15 protein-coding genes are annotated in these 18,842 nt (G+C 66.7%); 12 read left to right on the top strand and 3 right to left on the bottom strand.

What is annotated here, in order from left to right; translation table 11 throughout:
- Positions 1-78 precede the first annotated feature (78 nt).
- The 3 genes from ACOQPD_RS13270 to ACOQPD_RS13280 all read right to left on the bottom strand — a co-directional run bounded on the left by ACOQPD_RS13270 (position 79) and on the right by ACOQPD_RS13280 (position 4,960).
- Positions 79-1,497, bottom strand: a complete 1,419-nt coding sequence (locus ACOQPD_RS13270) for a glycine betaine ABC transporter substrate-binding protein (RefSeq protein WP_420612435.1) — start codon at positions 1,495-1,497, stop codon at positions 79-81.
- 65 nt (positions 1,498-1,562) lie between these two features.
- Positions 1,563-3,740 carry an ABC transporter permease gene (locus ACOQPD_RS13275; RefSeq protein ID WP_420612436.1) on the bottom strand — a complete coding sequence of 726 codons (2,178 nt, stop codon included), beginning with the start codon at positions 3,738-3,740 and terminating at the stop codon, positions 1,563-1,565.
- Positions 3,737-4,960 carry a quaternary amine ABC transporter ATP-binding protein gene (locus ACOQPD_RS13280; RefSeq protein WP_420612437.1) on the bottom strand — a complete coding sequence of 408 codons (1,224 nt, stop codon included), beginning with the start codon at positions 4,958-4,960 and terminating at the stop codon, positions 3,737-3,739. The genes ACOQPD_RS13275 and ACOQPD_RS13280 overlap by 4 nt, the downstream gene beginning before the upstream one ends.
- Positions 4,961-5,178: 218 nt before the next feature.
- Between ACOQPD_RS13280 and ACOQPD_RS13285 the strand changes: the two genes are divergently transcribed.
- From ACOQPD_RS13285 to glmM, 12 genes are all read left to right on the top strand, one after another.
- Complete coding sequence (locus tag ACOQPD_RS13285; protein WP_420612438.1) at positions 5,179-6,948, top strand: formate--tetrahydrofolate ligase; 1,770 nt, start codon at positions 5,179-5,181, stop codon at positions 6,946-6,948.
- Between the two features lie 16 nt (positions 6,949-6,964).
- Entirely contained in the window at positions 6,965-7,381 is a 417-nt protein-coding gene (locus ACOQPD_RS13290; protein WP_420612439.1) for a VOC family protein, read from the top strand.
- Between the two features lie 17 nt (positions 7,382-7,398).
- Complete coding sequence (locus tag ACOQPD_RS13295) at positions 7,399-9,333, top strand: molybdopterin oxidoreductase family protein (protein ID WP_420612440.1); 1,935 nt, start codon at positions 7,399-7,401, stop codon at positions 9,331-9,333.
- Positions 9,334-9,398: 65 nt separating this feature from the next.
- A complete protein-coding gene (locus ACOQPD_RS13300) occupies positions 9,399-11,195 on the top strand; it encodes an NADH-ubiquinone oxidoreductase-F iron-sulfur binding region domain-containing protein (protein WP_420614392.1) in 1,797 nt (598 codons plus the stop codon).
- The gene (locus ACOQPD_RS13305) at positions 11,188-12,177 is read left to right on the top strand and encodes a 2Fe-2S iron-sulfur cluster-binding protein (RefSeq protein WP_420612441.1); all 990 of its coding nucleotides are present in this window, start codon (positions 11,188-11,190) and stop codon (positions 12,175-12,177) included. The genes ACOQPD_RS13300 and ACOQPD_RS13305 overlap by 8 nt, the downstream gene beginning before the upstream one ends.
- Positions 12,134-13,438 (top strand): MFS transporter, encoded by a 1,305-nt coding sequence (locus tag ACOQPD_RS13310; RefSeq protein ID WP_420612442.1) that lies wholly within the window; start codon positions 12,134-12,136, stop codon positions 13,436-13,438. The genes ACOQPD_RS13305 and ACOQPD_RS13310 overlap by 44 nt, the downstream gene beginning before the upstream one ends.
- 74 nt (positions 13,439-13,512) lie before the next feature.
- The gene (locus ACOQPD_RS13315) at positions 13,513-14,571 is read left to right on the top strand and encodes a glycine cleavage T C-terminal barrel domain-containing protein (RefSeq protein ID WP_420612443.1); all 1,059 of its coding nucleotides are present in this window, start codon (positions 13,513-13,515) and stop codon (positions 14,569-14,571) included.
- A 153-nt stretch (positions 14,572-14,724) separates the two neighbouring features.
- Positions 14,725-15,198, top strand: coding sequence for a hypothetical protein (locus tag ACOQPD_RS13320; protein ID WP_420612444.1), 474 nt, complete (start codon positions 14,725-14,727; stop codon positions 15,196-15,198).
- 193 nt (positions 15,199-15,391) lie between these two features.
- Positions 15,392-16,123, top strand: coding sequence for a tRNA pseudouridine(38-40) synthase TruA (gene truA / locus ACOQPD_RS13325; protein ID WP_420612445.1), 732 nt, complete (start codon positions 15,392-15,394; stop codon positions 16,121-16,123).
- 172 nt (positions 16,124-16,295) lie between these two features.
- Positions 16,296-16,757 carry a 50S ribosomal protein L13 gene (rplM, locus tag ACOQPD_RS13330; protein WP_420612446.1) on the top strand — a complete coding sequence of 154 codons (462 nt, stop codon included), beginning with the start codon at positions 16,296-16,298 and terminating at the stop codon, positions 16,755-16,757.
- Complete coding sequence (gene rpsI, locus ACOQPD_RS13335) at positions 16,757-17,152, top strand: 30S ribosomal protein S9 (protein ID WP_420612447.1); 396 nt, start codon at positions 16,757-16,759, stop codon at positions 17,150-17,152. The genes rplM and rpsI overlap by 1 nt, the downstream gene beginning before the upstream one ends.
- 89 nt (positions 17,153-17,241) lie before the next feature.
- Positions 17,242-18,591, top strand: coding sequence for a phosphoglucosamine mutase (gene glmM, locus ACOQPD_RS13340; protein WP_420612448.1), 1,350 nt, complete (start codon positions 17,242-17,244; stop codon positions 18,589-18,591).
- Positions 18,592-18,842 lie beyond the last annotated feature (251 nt).

Genomic DNA, 18,842 nt, shown 5'->3' on the forward strand with positions numbered 1-18,842 from the left:
TCTGGTTGTCAGAGACGAATGGAGGGCGCCGGTAAACCGGCGCCCTCCAGACTGTGTTCGGTTGTAGAACGGATCGGACTAGGCCGCGGCCAGCGCCTCTGCGATCCAGGCGTCCACCTGGTCCTGGTTGGCGGCGATCCACTCGGTGACGAGGGTGCCGACATCCTCTCCGGCATCCTGCCTGACGATCTGCAGCGACACGTCGACGACGTTGAGCTTGACGATCTCCAGCAGCTTGGCGGCAGCCGGGTGGTTGGCCAGCATGTCATGGCGTGCCGAAGCGATCACATCAGCGGCCACCCAACCGATCTCGCAGACTCCGTCGTCCGCCGCACTCGGGCAGGAATCGGCACCGATGGCCGCAGTACCGGGCCTCTGGTCCCATTCCTCGCCGCCTGGACGGCCGAGCGGGTTGGAGTCGTCGATCGGGCTCTCGACGCCGACCCACACGACATTGTCGCCGGGACGCAGCGCCGTGATGTACGAGCTCGGGGTCCATGTGTAGGCCACCATCGGCTCGCCGGCGTCAGCCTTGGCCGTGGCCTCGGCGAACATGGCGTCGTAGCCTGCCAGCACCTGCTCGATATTCGCCCAGCCTGAGTGGGCGATCTGGCTCTGGATGATGTCGTCACAGGTCCAGCTCTCCGGACATCCGTAGATGTCGGCGATGCCGTTGCCGGGGTTGACGTCCTGCGCGTCGTAGGCAGCGATGGCGTCCGGGTTGTTGTTCAGATCGTCGAGGGTATTGATCCCGTACTCCTCGGCGAACGACTTGGTAATCAGGTATCCCTGCAAGCCACCCGCGATCATCAACTCACCGACCCGGCGCACGTGCTCACCGACCAGGGAGCCGTCCGGCAACTCGGCCGCGAGCCAGCTGTTGTGGCCCGGATACCAGCTGTTGACCCAGAAGTCGGCCTCACCCTGGGCCATCGCCAGGTATGCCAGCGACGGGCCCAACTCGAGATCGGCGGGATCGGAGACCTCGTAGCCAAGCATCTGCATCATCTGGCGCATCAACTCAGCCTGGAAGTAGCCCGTCGACCAGTTGGCCCTGGCCATCGTCAGGCTGACACCCTCACCGGGAGGCCTCATGGCCTCTGCTTCCATCCGGGCCGCTTCCTCGGCAGCCCGAGCCTCAGCCTCTGCCTCCATGGCTTCGGCCTCTTCAAGCATGGCTTGGGCCTCTTCCATCATGGCCTCGGCTTCGGCCTGGGCTTGCGCGGCCATGGCCTGTTCCTCCTCCGACATGGACTCGGCCTCTGAGGCTTGGGCTGCGGCGTCCGCCGCCATGGCTGCGGCGTCGTCCATCATGGCCTGAGCCTCGGCTATCGCGGCTTCAGCCTCTGCCTTGGCAGCTTCGTCGATCACAACCTGCGTCACCGTCACCGGGGGTGCGGTGGTGGCAGGTGCGTCGTCAGTGTCATCGCCACAGGCAGCTGCCACGAGAGCGAGAACAGCCAAGACCGAGGTGATTCTGATACTGAGTTTCATCATGCTCCTTTCTGGTTCGTTTCGAGTTCGGTTAGGCGGGAGTCCCTGCTCCCGCGTGAGTGGAAGGTTCACATAGAGGCTCCGGCTGCGACCTTGGTTGTGGCATCGGCCTCTGTCTCTACATCCTGCGGGTTTCCGTAGACCTTTGCGCGTCGGAACTCCTTCAAGACGCTCATGGTAGATGCTAGGACTATCAGCCCACCTAGCATGGTGAGAAATGCCCCGATTCCGGTCAAGAACTGGGGATCGCCGGATCGTACGTGAGTGAAAATCCACGCGAAGGCGATGGATGCAGCGCCTAGACCGAGGCCGGCCGTAGCGGCGTTCCACCTCCATCTGCGTTGCTCGCTTCCGCCGAAGACGCCGGCTCCGGGAAGTCCGGTCAGGAGAGCCAGAAAGCCCGCTACGAGAGCCCAGAGGCCGAGTTGGGAACCGCCCGTGGATATGCCATCCGTGGTGCTGGGCTTGCGGGCTATTGCCGTCTCGACCAAGAGGTCGGCCGCATAGACAGCGTTGTTGGCCGGGTCCTCCTCCGACAAGCGTTTCAGTTCCTCGATTCTCAGAACCCTGGCCTCTGCTTCCGCGAGAGCCTCAGGGGTGAGTGCCCGGTCCGGGCGGCTATCGGCGCTCCAAGCAGAGAACATGCCCAGGACAAGTACGAGAACGGCGATCCCGAGACCGATGAGTCGTCCCCAAGCTATCCCGGTGGGGAGCGGATGGAGGGGGGAGTGGTCTGCCGCTCTGAGCCACAGGACGGTCCCGATCAGGGCGATCAGCCCTCCCGCGATGGCGAGGTAAATGCCTGCTCCGAGGGCGGGGTCGACCGCATCCGGCGCGACCCTGGCCTCTCTCACCGACTGTCCCAAGAAGTGCGCGCAAGTGACGATAAGGAGGCAGATGCCCGCTATCGCGGCGCCGTCGGCAGCGAGCCAGCGGGGAGCGCGTCCGGGTCGCGCCCAGGCTCCGATCACGGCGAGTATGACGAATGCGCCCAGGCCCAGTACCACGATGCCGAACCACGACCCGCCGGTCGGGTCCAAGCCGCCGAAGGACTGGCCGCTGAGCTGACCCTCGAGAGACGCGTCCGACCATCGGCCGAAAGCACTCATCTTGCCGGCGTCGATGGACCAGGGAAGAAAAGTGCTCAGGACGGCCACGGCTGCGCCGATCAACGAGAGCCCCATCGCGAGACGCTCCCTCGGTGATATCGGTGCGAACACTTCGATCTCGTCGTGTTTCACCACGGCCGACTCTTCGGCATCGGGGATGAGAACCTCGGGGTCGCGCCGGTGCTTCCAGGCCAGGTGGATCCGCTTCAGGAAGTGCGTGGATTCGGTGCCTTCTCGCTGTGACATCCGGTCGAGCACCACAGCCACCAGGAAGAAGGCCAGGCCTGCTGACGCGGCGAGGGCGGCGTTCTGGTTGTTGATCGCCCGGAACAGGAGTCGTCCCAGACCTGCCGCTCCCATGATGGCGGCGATACCGAGCATGGAGATTGCCAGCAGCAAAGTCTGGTTGATGCCGGTCATGATGGCCGGTCGGGCCAGGGGAATCTGAACGTCGAACAGGACCCGGAGCTCCGAGGCTCCGTAGGCGCGAGAGGCCTCTACCACATCAGCGGGCACCTGCCGGATCCCGAGGTTGGTGAGCCGGATCAGCGGCGGGAGGGCGAACACCATGGTCACCATCGTGGCCGACACCTCGCCCAGATCGAAGAACCAGATGAACGGCAGCATGTAGACGAACGAGTGCACCACCTGCATGGCGTCGAGGATCGGTCGGGTCACCTGCCAGATACTGTCCACCCGTCCGCAGGCGATGCCGACCGGGATTCCTATCGCTACGCACAGGATCACTGCGACTCCGATGAAGCCGATGGTGGCGGCAGTTTCCTTCCAGTATCCGTCACCCAGGAGTCCGCAGATCGTCAGGGCAACGGCTACGAAGGCGGCCACCTTCGCGTTACGGGTCAGCCAGGCGATCAGCGCCATCGCCACAACGATCCACACCCACGAGATCTCGACGAGGAAGTCCCGTACGAGGTTCCGGATCATTGTGTCGAAGGGCCAGCGAATAATGTCGAGCAGCGTCGGTAGGTTGACTGCGACCCAGTCGATAGCCTGTTCGATCCAGTCCCCGAACGGGATCCGCCACTCATCGAGAATGGCGTTGTCCCAGATGTTTATCCGAGCAGGCGCTCCATCCTGCTGGGCGAGGATGGATGGAGCTAGGTTCTGGGCGCTCAAAGGTACGTCTCCCGCTCGAAGCCGTCGATGAGTTGTTCCACCCGTCCCATCTCCTCCATGATGTGACGCGGATCCAGGTTGCCTACCAACCTGCCGTCGTCGTCCACCACCGCGATCGGCAGCCCGCGCCCCGCTGAGGCGTACACATCGTTGAGGGTCGTCTGTGGCGTTGTGGTGTCGAAGTCATCCCTGAGAGCAACCGACATGTCCACCGAGCCCATGCTCGCCACCCTCACGCAGTCGCCTATGGTCAGGAGTCCTGTGGGGTGACCCCGGCTGTCGCATGCGAAGGCGCCACTGCGGTCACCGATATGGTCCAACGCGTCTGCGAGGGACATGTCGGGGTTGATGGGTTTGGGTTCCAGCATGACTTCCCGGCATTCGATCACACGTCCCTGATCGACATCCTGGACGAACTCGGCGACATATGCGGTGGCGGGTTCGGTGAGGATCTCTTCGGGGGTTCCGATCTGGACCACGGCGCCGTCTCGCATGATGCATACCCGGTCACCGATTCGCAGCGCCTCGTTGAGGTCGTGGGTGATGAACAGGATGGTCTTGCGGAGTTCGTTCTGGATGTCGAGCATCTCATCTTGCATCTGGCGGCGGATGAGGGGGTCGAGGGCGGAGAAGGCCTCGTCCATCAGCAGGATGTCGGGATCCGAGGCCAGTGCCCTGGCCAATCCCACGCGCTGCTGCATTCCACCGGAGAGCTCGCGCGGAACGTAGCGGGCGTAGGGTTCGAGACCCACCAACGACAGTGCCCTCAGCGCGGCCGCGTCCCTATCCTCCTTGTTGACTCCCTGGACCTTCAGGCCGTAGCCGACGTTGTCGATCACGTTCCGATGCGGGAACAGGGCGAAATGCTGGAACACCATTCCCATTTTCTCGCGGCGGAAGGTCTGGAGTTGGGTCCCGTCGAGTGCCTGTACGTCGGTTCCGTCGACCCACACCTGGCCTGCAGTGGCCTCAAATAGCTTGTTGACGGTGCGTAGTGCGGTGGATTTGCCGGATCCGGAGAGGCCCATGACCACGAAAATCTCGCCCTGTGAGACCGAGAAGTTGACATCTCTGATGCCGATGACATGGCCGGACTGCCGGAGTATCTCGTCCTTGCTCACTCCGGCCCGGGCGAGATCGAACGCCCGGCCGTGGGGTTGGGGACCGAAGATCTTGTAGATACCTTCGAGGCGAATAAGTTCGCTACCGGCCTCCGCCAACGCCGCTCCCTTCCGCGCTCTTCACCGCGCCCCCAAGCCTATGGTTCACCCGGTTACGACACCATGGCCCATGACCCTAGTGTGGGATGGTTCGCCATGCCCGATGAACTCCGTCCTGCGTCTCACGATACGGAACAGTTCCGCATCGTAGCACACAGATGGGTAGGATCTCTTGGGTAGAATTCACGTTCGGCAGGTCACCTTTTGACGGAGATTGCATGAGTCCCACCGGTAGGTTTCCCTCCGATCTCGAGATCGCCCAGGCCGCTCCGGTCACGCCGATTGCCGAGGTCGCCGAGTCGATCGGGATCCGCCCCGATGAGCTGATTCCCTACGGTGCAACCAAGGCGAAGGTCCACCTCGACATACTGAAGCGGGTCGGCGCCCGCACACCCGGCAAGTACATCGACGTCACCGCGGTCACGCCCACCCCACTCGGGGAGGGCAAGACCACCACCACGATCGGTCTGGTCCAGGGACTGGGCCTCCTCGGGAAGAAGGCCGTCGCCGCTATCCGGCAGCCTTCGATGGGACCTACTTTCGGGATCAAGGGTGGGGCGGCCGGCGGTGGCTACAGCCAGGTCATCCCGATGGACGAGTTCAACCTGCACCTGACCGGCGATATGCATGCGATCAGCGTGGCCCACAACCTGGCGGCCGCGGCCATGGACGCCCGCTGGTACCACGAGGGGCGGATGAGCGACGCGCAACTCGAGGCGATCGGGCTGGAGCGGCTCGATATCGACATGTTCCGCGCCCAGTGGCGCCGGGTGGTCGACGTCAACGATCGGGCACTGCGCAACGTGGTGGTGGGCCTCGGCGGCCGGATCGACGGCCGGCCCCGCGAGACGGGCTACGACATCACCGTGGCCTCCGAGTTGATGGCGATCCTGGCGCTCACCGACGGACATGACTACGCCTCGGCGCTCCGCGACCTCCGGGCGCGCTGCGGGCGGATCGTGGTCGGAGCGGACACCGGCGGCGCCACCATCTCCCTCGACGACCTCGGCGTGGGCGGCGCGGTGACCGTCCTGATGAAGGACACGCTGCATCCCACGCTCATGCAGACGCTCGAAGGCCAGGCCGCCTTCGTCCACGCCGGTCCGTTCGCCAACATCGCCCACGGAAACTCGTCCATCCTGGCCGACCGCGTCGCTCTCCAACTCGGGGAGTACGTGGTGACCGAGTCGGGCTTCGGGGCCGACATGGGCATGGAGAAGTTCTTCAACATCAAGTGCCGGGCCTCCGGGTTGAAGCCCGATGCCGTTGTCTTGGTGGCCACGGTCCGGGCGCTAAAGACCCACGGCGGCGGTCCTCGCGTAGTGGCGGGCCGGCCGCTCGCGCCCGCCTACACGGAGGAGAACCTGCCCCTGCTGGAGGCCGGTCTCGTCAACCTGGTGGCGCACATCGAGAACGCCCGCCGCTTCGGGATCGAGGTGGTGGTGGCGGTCAACACCTTCCCGACCGACACGGAGAACGAGCGCCGGGTGGTCAGGCGGGCGGCCCGGGAGGCCGGAGCGCTCTCGGCGGTTACGTCGAGCCACTGGGCGGATGGCGGGCGCGGAGCGCTCGAGCTGGCCGAAGCCGTGGTGGACGCCTGCAAACGGCCGGCGGACTTCCGTTTCCTATACCCGTCGGACCGGTCGATCAAGGAGAAGATCGAGACCGTCTGCCGGGAAATCTACGGCGCGGCCGGGGTCGACTATTCCGCCGCTGCGGCGCGCCAGATCGCCGACTTCGAGCAGGCCGGGATGGGGAACCTGCCGATCTGCATGGCCAAGACGCCGCTCTCGATCTCGCACGACTCCTCCCTGAAGGGGCGGCCGCGCGGGTTCACCGTGCCGGTTCGCGAGGTCAGGGCCTCGGTCGGCGCCGGATTCCTGGTGGTGCTCCTGGGTGAGATCCGCACCATGCCGGGACTGGGGGCCAGGCCGGCGTACATGAATGTGGACATCGATGAAGACGGCAAGATCATCGGCCTGTTCTGACCTCCCGGCTGCGGCAGTGGCCGAGCCGGTCGTATCGATCCGCTACCTGGTCATAGATTGTCTCGATCTGGATCGATCGGCCGCCTTCTGGGGTCCGTTGCTCGGCCTGGCGCCCGGGCGGCGGCTCGACAACTACCTGTTCATGGGGCTGGTACTGCCCGGGTGCGAGCTGGTCCTCCAGCAAGTGGGCCGTATTACGGCCGGCAAGAGCCCCGTCCACTTCGATATCGCGGGCTCGAACGAGGAGGATTTCGACATGATCCTCGCCCGTACGTTGCGACTCGGTGGCAGAATCGTGGATACGGTGACGGAAGCCGAGTACGCCTTGACGGTGATGGCCGATCCCGACGGCAACGAGTTCTGCGTGAACAGAGTCCCGTCACAGTTGACCGTCAGCGGTACGTCGGCGAGGCATGCCGTTGGTGGAATGTGAGGAAAGGAGGTGATGGAATGCCGAAGGTGACCCTTCCCCGATTGACCACCCCGTACGTGCGGCGCGGCGGCGAGTTGGTCCCTGCGACATGGGATGAGGCGCTCGACCGGGCGGCGGCCGGGCTCGGTGCCCGTGCCGGCCACGCCAGTGCGCTGTTCTCGTGCTCCAAGGCGACCAACGAGACGAACTTCCTGGCTCAGAAGTTCGCGCGGCTGGCTCTGGGGTCGAACAACATCGATTCGTGTAACCGCACCTGACACGCTCCCTCGGTCGCCGGTCTGGCGGCAGTGTTCGGAGTAGGAGGCGGGACCTGTTCCTACGAGGAGATCGAGACCACGGATGTGATCCTGCTCTGGGGTTCCAACGCCCGGGAGGCGCATCCGATCTTCTTCCATCACCTGATGAAGGGTGTCCGCAACGGCGCCAGGCTGTACGCGGTCGACCCGCGCCGTACCACCTCGGCCATGTGGGCCGACGTATGGTTGGGGCTGGAGGTGGGTTCGGACATCGCGCTGGCCAACACCATGGCGCGGGAGATAATCGTGTCCGGCCTGCAGCATGAGGGCTTCATCAATCATTCCACGGAGGGTTACGACGCCTATTCCGAGTCGGTAGAGCCCTGGACGTTGCAGCGGGGCGCCGAGGTCACCGGTCTACCGCCGGAAGTGATCCGCCGCATGGCCCACGACTACGCCACCGCGGATCAGGCCCAGATCTGCTGGACGCTGGGCATCACCGAGCACCACAACGCCACCGACAACGTCCTGGCACTCATAAACCTGGCCCTACTGACCGGCCATGTGGGTCGCTACGGGTCGGGTTTGGTTCCGATCCGCGGCCAGAACAACGTCCAGGGCGGCGGTGACATGGGCGCGTTGCCCAACAAGCTGCCGGGCTTCCAGGATGTTGTGGATCCGGTGGCCAGAGGCAAGTTCGAGGCCCTCTGGGGCCACTCGGTGCCTGACCGCCCCGGCAAGCACCTTTCGCTGATGCTGGAGGCGATGGAGCACGGGGAGATAACCGCCCTGTACGTGATAGGGGAGAACCCGGCCCAGTCGGAGGCCCGTTCCGACCATGCCCGCGATATCCTGCGCGGGCTGGAGTTCATGGTGGTGCAGGACATCTTCATGACCAGGACCGCCGAGTTGGCCGACGTGGTGTTCCCGGCGGCAGCGGGATGGGCCGAGACGGACGGCACTGTGACCTCTTCCGAGCGGCGGGTGCAGCGGGTCCGCAAGGCCCTCGACCCTCCGGGAGAGGCCCGGGACGACCAGCACATCCTCTCGGCCCTCGCCGAACGGATGGGCCGGGGTTGGGGATATCCCACCGCCGAGGAGGTATGGGACGAACTGCGCGCGCTGTCGCCCTTGCACGCCGGGATGTCCTACCGGCGACTTGCCGAGGCAGGCGGCCTTCAGTGGCCGTGTCTCGACGAGGACCATCCCGGCACCCTGTTCCTCCACGGTGACCTCTGGGACGATCCGCTGCCCCGTGACCCGGCCCCCTTCTTCGCGACGCCATGGGCCCCGCCGGTGGACGAGTTGAGCGAGGACTACCCGATCAGGCTCACGACGGGTCGCCGGCTCGACTCCTACAACACCGGGGTGCAGTCCGGGGGCTACTCATCTCCGCTGCGGACCGCGGTCGCCATCGAGGTGGCGCCCGCCGACGGGGCGGCCCTCGGCGTGGCCGAGGGGGAGGTGGTCAGCGTCATCTCGCGTAGGGGGTCCGTCGAGGCGCCCGTGCTGTTCGATCGGGAGCTCCGTCCCGGCCTGGCCTTCATGGCCGTCCACGATCCCGACGAGGTGGACGTGAACCTCCTCACCATCGACGCGTGGGATCCCAAGTCGGGAACCGCCGAGTTCAAGGCCACCGCGGTCCGAATCGAGCCATTGCAGGAGGATGTTCGGAAACTGACCGGGGTTCGTCCCGTGGCAAACTATCCGGCATGAGGACTGTCGGCCATCACGCCGCCCCCCTGGTAAGAAGCTTCCCGGCAACCTCCTAGGAGAACCCCATCGACCTGCGACTCATGTCCGCCGAGGCTACCGCCGCGGAGCGGTCGGCCGTGGATGCGTTGTTAGGGCCTCCCTCCCGGTCCGGCGAGGGGGAACCCTCGCCACCCGCCGACCGGCGCGTGGCGTTCGGCGGCTACCGCCGCTCGGTCGAAAGCCGCCACATGTTGCTGCCGGCGCTCCACGCGGTGAACGACACGGTCGGATGGGTCAGCGCCGGGGCGCTGAACTACATCTGCGAGCGGCTGCTGGTTCCCCCTGCGGAGGCGTACGGAGTGGCCGGCTTCTACGCGTTGCTCTCGTTGGAGGAGCGGCCGGCCCGGGTGGCTCACGTGTGTGACGACGTGGCCTGCCGGACCGAGGGCGGCACCGGGATCCTGGCGGACCTGGAAGGGCGCCCCGACGTGCACCCCAGCCCGTGCCTGGGCCAGTGCGACCAGGCCCCGGCGGTCTTCTTCCAGCTGGCCGGTGAGGAGGACGCCGTGCTGGTCGGAGCCACCTCCGCCCGGGTCGTGGGGGTACTGGCGGGCGGGCCGGTTCGGGACTTCCCCCCCGTCGCGCCGCAGGTAGGCGATCCGTCGCTGCGCCTGCTGAAGCGCATCGGCGCGGTCGATCCGACCTCCCTCGAGGCCTACCGGGGCAGCGGCGGTTACCAGGCCCTGGCCCGAGCCGTCGAGCTGGGGCCGGATCGGGTCATTGTCGAGATCAAGGCGTCCGGCCTGCGGGGACGGGGGGGCGCCGCCTTCCCGATGGGGATCAAGTGGGAGGCCGTGGCCCGGTCACCCGACATGCCGCGCTACCTGATCTGCAACGCGGACGAGTCGGAGCCGGGCACTTTCAAGGACCGAGCGATCATGGAGGGCGATCCCTTCGCGGTGATCGAGTCGATGACCATCGCCGGCCTGGCCGTCGGGGCCGAGCGCGGATACCTGTACATACGCGCCGAGTATCCCCTGGCCCAGTCCCGTCTCCAGAATGCCATCGACCTTGCCCGGGCGGAGGGTCTGCTCGGCGAGGACGTGGCCGGTTCGGGCCGCTCGTTCGAGATCGAGATCCGGCGGGGTGGGGGCGCCTACATCTGCGGTGAGGAGACCGCTCTGATGAACTCGATCGAGGGCAAGCGGGGGGAGCCGCGCAACAAGCCTCCGTTCCCGACCCAGGTGGGTCTGTTCGGGCGCCCCACGGTGATCAACAACGTGGAGACACTGATCAACGTGCTCGACATAGTGCTCGAGGGCGGAGCCGCATTCGCGGAGATCGGGACCGGGGCGTCGACCGGGCCGAAGCTGTTCTGCCTGGCGGGTGCCGTGGCTCGGCCCGGCGTGTACGAGGTGGAGTTCGGCAGGACGTTGGGAGAGTTGATCGACCTGGCCGGGGGCGTGACCGGAAGCGGTCGGATGGGGGCGGTGATGCTCGGAGGCGCGGCCGGCCTGTTCGTGGGCGAGGACCATCTAGACATGCCGTTGACCTTCGAGGATGCCCGGGCCCGCAATGCCACCCTCGGCTCCGGCGTGGTCCTGGTGTTCGACGACCGGACCGACTTCCGGGACACAAGCAGGCGGATCGCTCAGTTCTTCCGGGACGAGTCCTGTGGCCAGTGTGTACCCTGCCGTGTCGGTACCGTCCGCCAGGAAGAGTTGCTGGCTCGTCACCTTGGCGGCGAATCGCTGGATCGCGATCTGTTCGAGGAGGTAGCCCGGGTGATGGTGGATGCTTCGATCTGCGGGCTGGGGCACACTGCGTCTACCGCGATCCGGTCGGTCATCGATCTGGGCCTGCTGGAGCGATCCCGTGGCTGAAGTCACGCTGGCCATCGACGGGACCACCGTCACGGTTCCGGGCGGATCGACCATCCTCGACGCCTGCCGGGTCCTGGACAACGACCAGCCCACCCTCTGCTACCTGGACAACCTGACCCCGGTCAACGTCTGCCGGGTATGCGTGGTGGAGGTGGAGGGCAACCGCACACTGGTTCCATCATGCAGCCGCCCGGTCGAGGAGGGTATGGAGGTGGACACCGACAGCGACCGGGTGCGCCACTCCCGCAAGATGGTCTACGAGTTCCTGGCCTCCTCGGTTGATATGGGCCTGGTGGACGAGGAGACCGTGGCTTGGATGGACCGCTACGGCTGCGATCCCGACCGCTACGGTCCGCCGGCGGATCCGTCTGACGACCGCGACCGGCGCAAGGCGGGCCATCACCTGGTGGGGCTCGGGACCGCGGCCGAGACCGTTCACCAGCCGGTCAAGGTGGACAACGAGCTCTACGTGCGGGACTATTCCCGGTGCATCCTCTGCTACAAGTGCGTGGAGGCCTGCGGGGAGGACGCCCAGAACACCTTCGCCATCGCGGTGGCCGGCCGCGGCTTCGACGCCCGCATCTCCACCGAGTTCGACACCGGGCTGACCGACTCGGCCTGCGTCTTCTGCGGGAACTGCATAGGCGTGTGCCCCACCGGCGCCCTCATGTTCCGCAGCGAATACGAGCTGCGCCTGGCAGGCATGTGGGAGGAGGATGGCCAGACCGTTACCCGCACCATCTGTTCCTACTGCGGGGTCGGCTGCAACCTGGACCTCCACGTCCAGGACAACCGGATAGTGAAGGTCACTTCGCCGATGGACCACTCGGTCACCTCCGGACACCTCTGTATCAAGGGGCGGTTCGGATACGAGTACGTACAGGAGGTCGGCGACCTAGCCGTCACGCCCATTGACGAGATTCTCCGGAGAGCCAGGATTGACAACCGAGGGCGGCGCCGGCGCCCCGGGCCTCGCGCCTAAGGGGTTCATAGGGACGGGCCGGGCGGCGGCCCTCTTCTGTGCCGTGATCATGGTGACCCACGGCTTCGGCAATGGTCTGGTTCCCGCCCTCCTGCCGCGCATCGGGGAGAGCTTCGGGTCCGGCTACGGCGCCCTGGGCCTGGCCGTCTCATCGGGACTCCTCGCCTACGGTCTGGGCGCCGCCGTAGGGGTCCGGGTCGTGGACGTGTTCCCGCTACGGGGAATCATCCTGGCCGCGCTGTCAGTCTGCGTGGTCGGATTCCTAGTGGCGGTGTGGTCCACATCGCCGCTGGTGCTCGCCGGGTCGGTGGTCCTCATAAGCCTGCTGGCGCCGATCAGCTGGTCGGCGTCGGTACGCCTGATCGCGCGGGTGGTGGAGCCTTCCTCCCTCGGGCGGGTCACCGTGGTGGCGAGCTCGGGCGCCGGGGTGGGGGGCGGTATCAACGGCGCGTTCGCGTTCTTTCTCGCCCGTCCGGACGAATGGAGGCTGGCCTTCGTGGTCGCAACCGCCGTATCGGCGGTAACAGCGCTGGCCATCCTGCTTTCGCTCCCCGGCACTCCTGCCTCGCGGCCCCGCCTGGCCAGGACAACCGTGCGGCAAAGGGACTGGAGGGCTACCTGGGCGGTCCGGACCGGTCGGGTGGTGATCCTGCTAAGCGTCGCGGCCGGCGTCGGCGCCTTCACGTTCGTCAGTTACATGTCTGCCACGGCGGTGGACGAGTTCGGGGTGTCGCCGGCCGGGGTGGCTGTGCTCTGGTGGATCGCATCGTCGGTCGGGCTGACGGCGGCCGTAGTCATGGGCGCCTGGTCGGATCGGGTATCGCCGGTGCTGGTGATAGGAGTGATCTCTCTCGCTTACTCCTCCGGCCTCCTCGTACTCGTGTTGACATGGTCGTATGCCGGCCTGATGGTGGCGGCCCTGGGCTTCGGGTTCTTCAACTACCCGATATGGGGGCTGCTGGGCCACCTGGCCGGCCAAGGTATGGAACCGCGGCTGGCGGTGCGGGCCTTCTCGGGAGGCCTGACGGCGGCGGCCTGGTGCGCCGTGTCGGGGATCGCCCTGGCCGGCTGGTGGATCGAGCGGACAGGTAGCTTTCGCATCCCGGTCATCGTGCTGGCCGTTCTGAGCAGTCTGGTCACCGGGTGGCTGGTGACCGAGTACGCTCGCCGGCGAGTCGGGGCAGTTTTCCAGCATCCGCCCTCCATCGGAGTGGAGGGTCCGGAGCGGGCCGCCGGCGCAGGTACCGAGAACGCCCGATGACCGAGCCGCTCCCCTTTGTTCCGACGCCCCGGAATCGCCTTTCCCCGTATCTCGACTCTGCCCGGAAGTCAGGGATGTCCGGCGTCACGGTCTACAACCACATGGTGATGCCGGGGATCTACGAGGGGATGCTGGAGGAGTACCGGGCCCTGGTGGAGGACGTGACCCTCTGGGACGTGGCGGTGGAGCGGCAGGTTGAGATCCGGGGGCCGGACGCCTTCGCTCTCGCCCAGTACCTGTGCACCCGTGACGTCTCAAAGGTGGCGGGAGGGCAGTGCCGGTACACGTTCCTATGCAACTACGAGGGCGGGATACTCAACGATCCGGTGCTGCTCCGGCTGGACGAGGACCGCTACTGGCTCTCCCTCGCGGACCGGGACATCCTGCTCTGGGCGCAGGCCATCGCCGCCGAGAGGGGTCTGGACGTGGTGGTGCGGGAGCCGGACGTGTCGCCCATCCAGGTCCAGGGTCCAAAGTCGAAGCCGTTGATCGGCGACGTGTTCGGAGAAGGAATCGCCGGCCTGCCCTACTACCGGTGCGCCTGGACGGTCCTCGAAGGGCTTGAACTGCTGGTTTCCCGGACCGGCTGGTCGGGCGAGTTCGGCTACGAGGTGTTCCTCACCGACGCGACCCGGGGATCGTGGCTGTGGGACCGGTTGTTCGAGGCCGGCCGGCCCTACAACATCAAACCGGCCGCCCCCAACCAGGTACGCCGGATCGAGGGGGGCATCCTCTCGTACGGCACCGACATGGACGATTCGGTCAACCCCTACGAGTTGGGCTTCGGCCGTCTCGTCGATCTGGATGCCGATGGGGATTTCGTGGGACGCTCCGCCCTGGCCGTGGTGGCCGAGCGCGGTCCGGAGCGGCTGATGACCGGCGTCCGGATCGGCGGCCCTCCACAGCTCGGCAATCCCACCCACTATCCGGTGTTCGCCGGCGGTGCCCGGGTGGGGAGGCTGACGTCGGTGGCCTATTCCCCCCGGTTCGGCGCCAACCTCGGCTTCGTGCTGGTGGAGGCGGCGTACGCCCGGACGGGAATCGAGTTGGAGGTGATGATCGAGGGGGACCGGTTTCCGGCCGCCACCGAACCCTTCCCGTTCGTCGAGCGGATCACCGGGCCGGACTCCTAGAGACCAGGACCAAGTGCTAGTTTGCTGCGAGTGAGTGCTCACCAGCACTTCGGAGGTGCGACCTGACACGCCGGGCCGTGCATCCGGCCGGTTAGGGAGAACGCCTCGACCACTAGCCTTCTTCCCGGCGGAAGCCGTAACCTCAAGGACGCCATGCTCTCCCAGATGATCCGCGCCGGTCGCCTCGATCGGCCCTTCTACGAGTCGCTGCTCTTCGACAACTACGCAACCGGCAACGCGGTGGTGATCGTCATCATTGCGGGGCTGCTTCCGCAGGTATGGTTGTTCTCTCCGGTCGGTGCGGCCTTCGCCATCCTCGGCAGCATCCTCCGGGCCGGCCTGGTGACCGCCGCGGTGTGGGCGGCAGCGGTATACATCTTCAAGCGCCACGGAAACCCCCGAGCCACCTTCAGGATGGTCGGCTTCGCGAACGTCGCCTTCTTCCCTTTGCTCCTGGCCGGTCGGCCGGGCCTCCTGGGATTGGTCGCGCTGTTCATCACCGCCTTGTGGTTCTTCCTCGCGCTCCGCACCGTGGTCGGCGCCCAGTTCGATCTCGATCATCCGGAGAACAGCTTCGTAGCAGCCACCGGCCTGCTCGGCTGGTACCTCTCGATCATTCTCTTCTGAGTGGTCTGTCTGCGAAATAGCCAGGTGTGGTCTGGCGGTCATCGGCGTCCCGTCGCTGCGTTCCGCTTCCTCAACGTGCCGCTGCGGGCACGCCTTCGTCAGCGGGCCTTGCGAGGAACACCGCTGCCGACGCCATACCGCACCGCCATTCCACAGACAGACCACTAGACCATTAGGAGGGTGCTCCGCTCGGATGCCGACCTACCGTCTCGATCTCTCCTATGACGGGTCAGGGTTCCACGGTTACGCCCGGCAACCCACCGTGCGCACCGTTCAGGGTGATCTGGAGGCCGTCCTGGCCCGCGTTCTCGAGCCGGTCGACACGGTGGTGGCCGGGCGCACCGATGCCGGCGTCCACGCCCGCCATCAGGTGGTGTCCTTCTCCACCGGCAAGCCGGTCGATCCCGACCGCCTGGCTCGATCGCTCACCAAACTCCTGGGCCCCGAGATCGTGGTCTACGCCGCGGCGCGAGCGCCCGATGATTTCTCGGCCCGGTTTTCCGCCACCCGCCGCACCTACCGGTACCGGGTTCTCAACCGTCCGTATCCCGACCCGCTCCGCCGCGCAACCACGTGGCACGTCAGGGAGACGCTCGACCTGGCGGCGATGAAACGGGCGGTGGGTTTCCTGGTCGGTGAGCACGACTTCGCTTCCTTCTGCCGCCGCCGGGAAGGCGCTTCGACCGTTCGCACCGTGCTCTCGGCCGGATGGTCCGCCCGACCCGACGACATCCTCGAGCTGGAGATCGCGGGAACGGCGTTCTGCCACCAGATGGTCCGGTCCATCGTCGCCTTCTCGGTGGAGGTGGGCAGGGGACGGATCGAACCCGACACCACCCCCCAGATCCTCCATGCCATGGACAGGAACAAGGCCAGGGGCGCTGCTCCGCCGCACGGCCTCGTTCTCTGGCACGTGGAGTATTAGGCGGTCTGTCCACGGAACAGCTTGCCATCCCCAGACACACCACAGTGGTACCAGGCCGGCGGCTGGCAACCGGCGCCGGGTCTCGCTACAATCCGCCAGCCCGCCGGTGAGCACAGGTAGGCGCCGAGGCTGCCGGTCCCCTTCCAGTACCCCGATCTGCAATCGAGCGACGATGGTGAAGCGACAAACCACCTACACCCCCAAGCCCGACCACATCAGTCGGCGCTGGCTCCTGGTCGACGCCGCCGAGATACCGCTCGGCCGCCTCGCTTCGCGTCTCGCGCCGATACTGGCCGGCAAGCACAAGCCCACCTACGCCCCCCACATGGACGGCGGCGACTTTGTGGTGGTCGTCAATGCCGAGAAGGTGGTGGTCACGTCCACCAACAGCCAGGACAAGATCTACTACCGGCACTCCGGCTACCCGGGCGGCCTCAAGGAGGAATCGTTCGAGAGCCTGATCGAGCGCAGGCCCGAGGCGGTCATCGAGCGGGCAGTCCGAGGTATGCTCCCCAAGACCAAACTGGGTCGCCGGATGATCCGCAAACTCAAGGTCTACGCGGGTCCGGACCATCCTCACCAGGCCCAGTCTCCCGAGGTTCTTGACCTCGCCATAAGGAAGGTGAGTTTCTGATGGCCCGAGCCGTTGTAGCCCAAGCCACCGGGCGTCGAAAGGAGTCGGTTGCCCAGGTGCGCATGTACAACGGTACCGGCGTGTTCACCCTCAACGGGCGGTCTCTGGAGCGTTACTTCCCCACCATGGCTCGCCGGATGCGGGTAGTGGAACCGCTGCGGGTCGCCAACGCGGAGGGCCGCTACGACATCGTGGCCAAGCTGCACGGAGGTGGCGTGAACGGGCAGGCCGATGCCCTCCGGCTCGGTATCGCCCGCAGCCTGGCCGCCATGGATCCGAGCCTCCGCCACGACCTCAAGCGCGCCGGGCTGCTCAGGAGGGATGCCCGGGTCGTGGAGCGCAAGAAGTACGGTCTCCGTAAGGCTCGGCGGGCGCCGCAGTACACCAAGCGGTAGGAGGGTGCGGAAAAACGGATCCTGCGGGGTTCGCCCGCCGACCAGCGACCTGTCGGCAGTTCCCCCGGCCATCCACGCCGCACTCGATCTTGCCCGCTGATCCTTCACCTCCCCGCCGGCTCTTCGGCACGGACGGCGTGAGGGGGGTAGCCAACTCGGACCTGGATGTTGACCTCGTGATGGGCCTGGCCCGCGCCGCCGGCGACCTGGCGGGAGGTGGGACCGTGGTGGTGGGACGTGACACCCGCCGCTCCGGTCCGATGCTTGTCGCCGCTCTCCAGGCCGGATTCCATTCGGTCGGCGTTGACACCCTCGACGCCGGCGTGATTCCTGTGGGCGGGGTTTCCGCTCTCGTGACCGAGTGCGGCGCCGATCTGGGAGCGATGGTCTCGGCCTCGCACAATCCGGCGCCGGACAACGGGATCAAGTTTCTCGACGCCGACGGTTCCAAGCTCGACGACGAGCGGGAGGCGGGTATCGAGGCTCGGCTGGCCCGGGGCGCTCCATGGCGTCGCCCCACCGGCGCCGGGGTCGGCGCCGGTCGTGCCCTTGCGGACGCGACGGACCGGTACCTGGCCGGTGTCCGTTCCCATGCGCCCGAGTCGCTGGCGGGGCTGAGGCTCGCCCTTGATTGCGCGCATGGAGCGGCCCATCGGGCCGCTCCCGAGCTGTTCGGGTCGCTCGGCGCCGACGTGGCGACCTTCTTCGCCGACCCCGACGGCATGAACATCAACCACGGCTGCGGCGCCACCTCGCCAGAGCGTCTGGCATCCGAGACCGGGGCGGCCGGCCGGATCGGGTTCTGCTTCGACGGCGACGCCGACCGCCTCATCGCTGTCGACGAGGATGGCAGCGTCGTCAACGGGGACGTGATCATGGCCATCATCGCTCTCCACCTCAAGAGCCGGGGGGAGTTGGCCGGCAACAAGGTGGTCACCACGGTGATGTCCAACCTGGGGTTCCGCAGGTCCATGCAGGAGGCGGGGGTCGATCTGCTGGAGACACAGGTCGGCGATCGCTACGTCCTGGCGGCGATGCGTGAGCACGGCGCGGTACTGGGCGGGGAGCAGTCCGGCCATGTCATCCAACTCGACCGGGGGACGACCGGCGACGGCCTTCTCACCGCCCTCCGGCTTCTGGAGGTGGTGGTCAGGGAGCGGTGCCGGCTCGCTGACCTGCGGCGGGACGCGATGACCCAATACCCCCAGGTGCTGGTCAACCTGGCGGTCCGGTCCCGCGACCTGGACGGCGCGCGCGGCGTCGGCGAAGCGGTTGCCGCGGCCGAGGCCGAACTCGGAGACGACGGACGGGTCCTGGTCCGGGCTTCGGGAACCGAGCCCCTGGTCCGGGTGATGGTGGAGGCTGCCACGGCGGAGACCGCCGACTCGATCGCCCATCGGCTGGCCGGAGTGGTCAGGCGGGAGCTCGGCCGGGCATAGCCGGTGGATCGAGCCCCCATGGTCCTGCGGTACGGAGGATCGGGGCTAACCTGGATCCGACAACCGATCGCGGACAACCGTATCTTCAAGCGCCCGGCCCCGGCCGTCGACCCGAGAGATCGGGCTCGCCAACCCCGGGGTGACGAGGAAGAGGGATTATCGAGCATTCGGCGGATGCCCTCTCGGCCCTTCCACGGTCGTGACGGTTCGGAGGAAAAGCCACGGGCAACCGTGGTGACAGAGACCGGACC

Source organism: Candidatus Spongiisocius sp. (genome assembly GCF_965221825.1).
GTDB lineage: Bacteria > Actinomycetota > Acidimicrobiia > Spongiisociales > Spongiisociaceae > Spongiisocius.

What these genes read in the sequence shown, in the direction of transcription:
- ACOQPD_RS13270 (WP_420612435.1), bottom strand. Translation starts at nt 1,497, where the DNA reads ATGATGAAACTCAGTATCAGAATCACCTCGGTCTTGGCTGTTCTCGCT.
- ACOQPD_RS13285 (WP_420612438.1), top strand. Translation starts at nt 5,179, where the DNA reads ATGAGTCCCACCGGTAGGTTTCCCTCCGATCTCGAGATCGCCCAGGCC.
- ACOQPD_RS13315 (WP_420612443.1), top strand. Translation starts at nt 13,513, where the DNA reads ATGTCCGGCGTCACGGTCTACAACCACATGGTGATGCCGGGGATCTAC.
- ACOQPD_RS13320 (WP_420612444.1), top strand. Translation starts at nt 14,725, where the DNA reads ATGCTCTCCCAGATGATCCGCGCCGGTCGCCTCGATCGGCCCTTCTAC.
- truA (WP_420612445.1), top strand. Translation starts at nt 15,392, where the DNA reads ATGCCGACCTACCGTCTCGATCTCTCCTATGACGGGTCAGGGTTCCAC.
- rplM (WP_420612446.1), top strand. Translation starts at nt 16,296, where the DNA reads ATGGTGAAGCGACAAACCACCTACACCCCCAAGCCCGACCACATCAGT.
- rpsI (WP_420612447.1), top strand. Translation starts at nt 16,757, where the DNA reads ATGGCCCGAGCCGTTGTAGCCCAAGCCACCGGGCGTCGAAAGGAGTCG.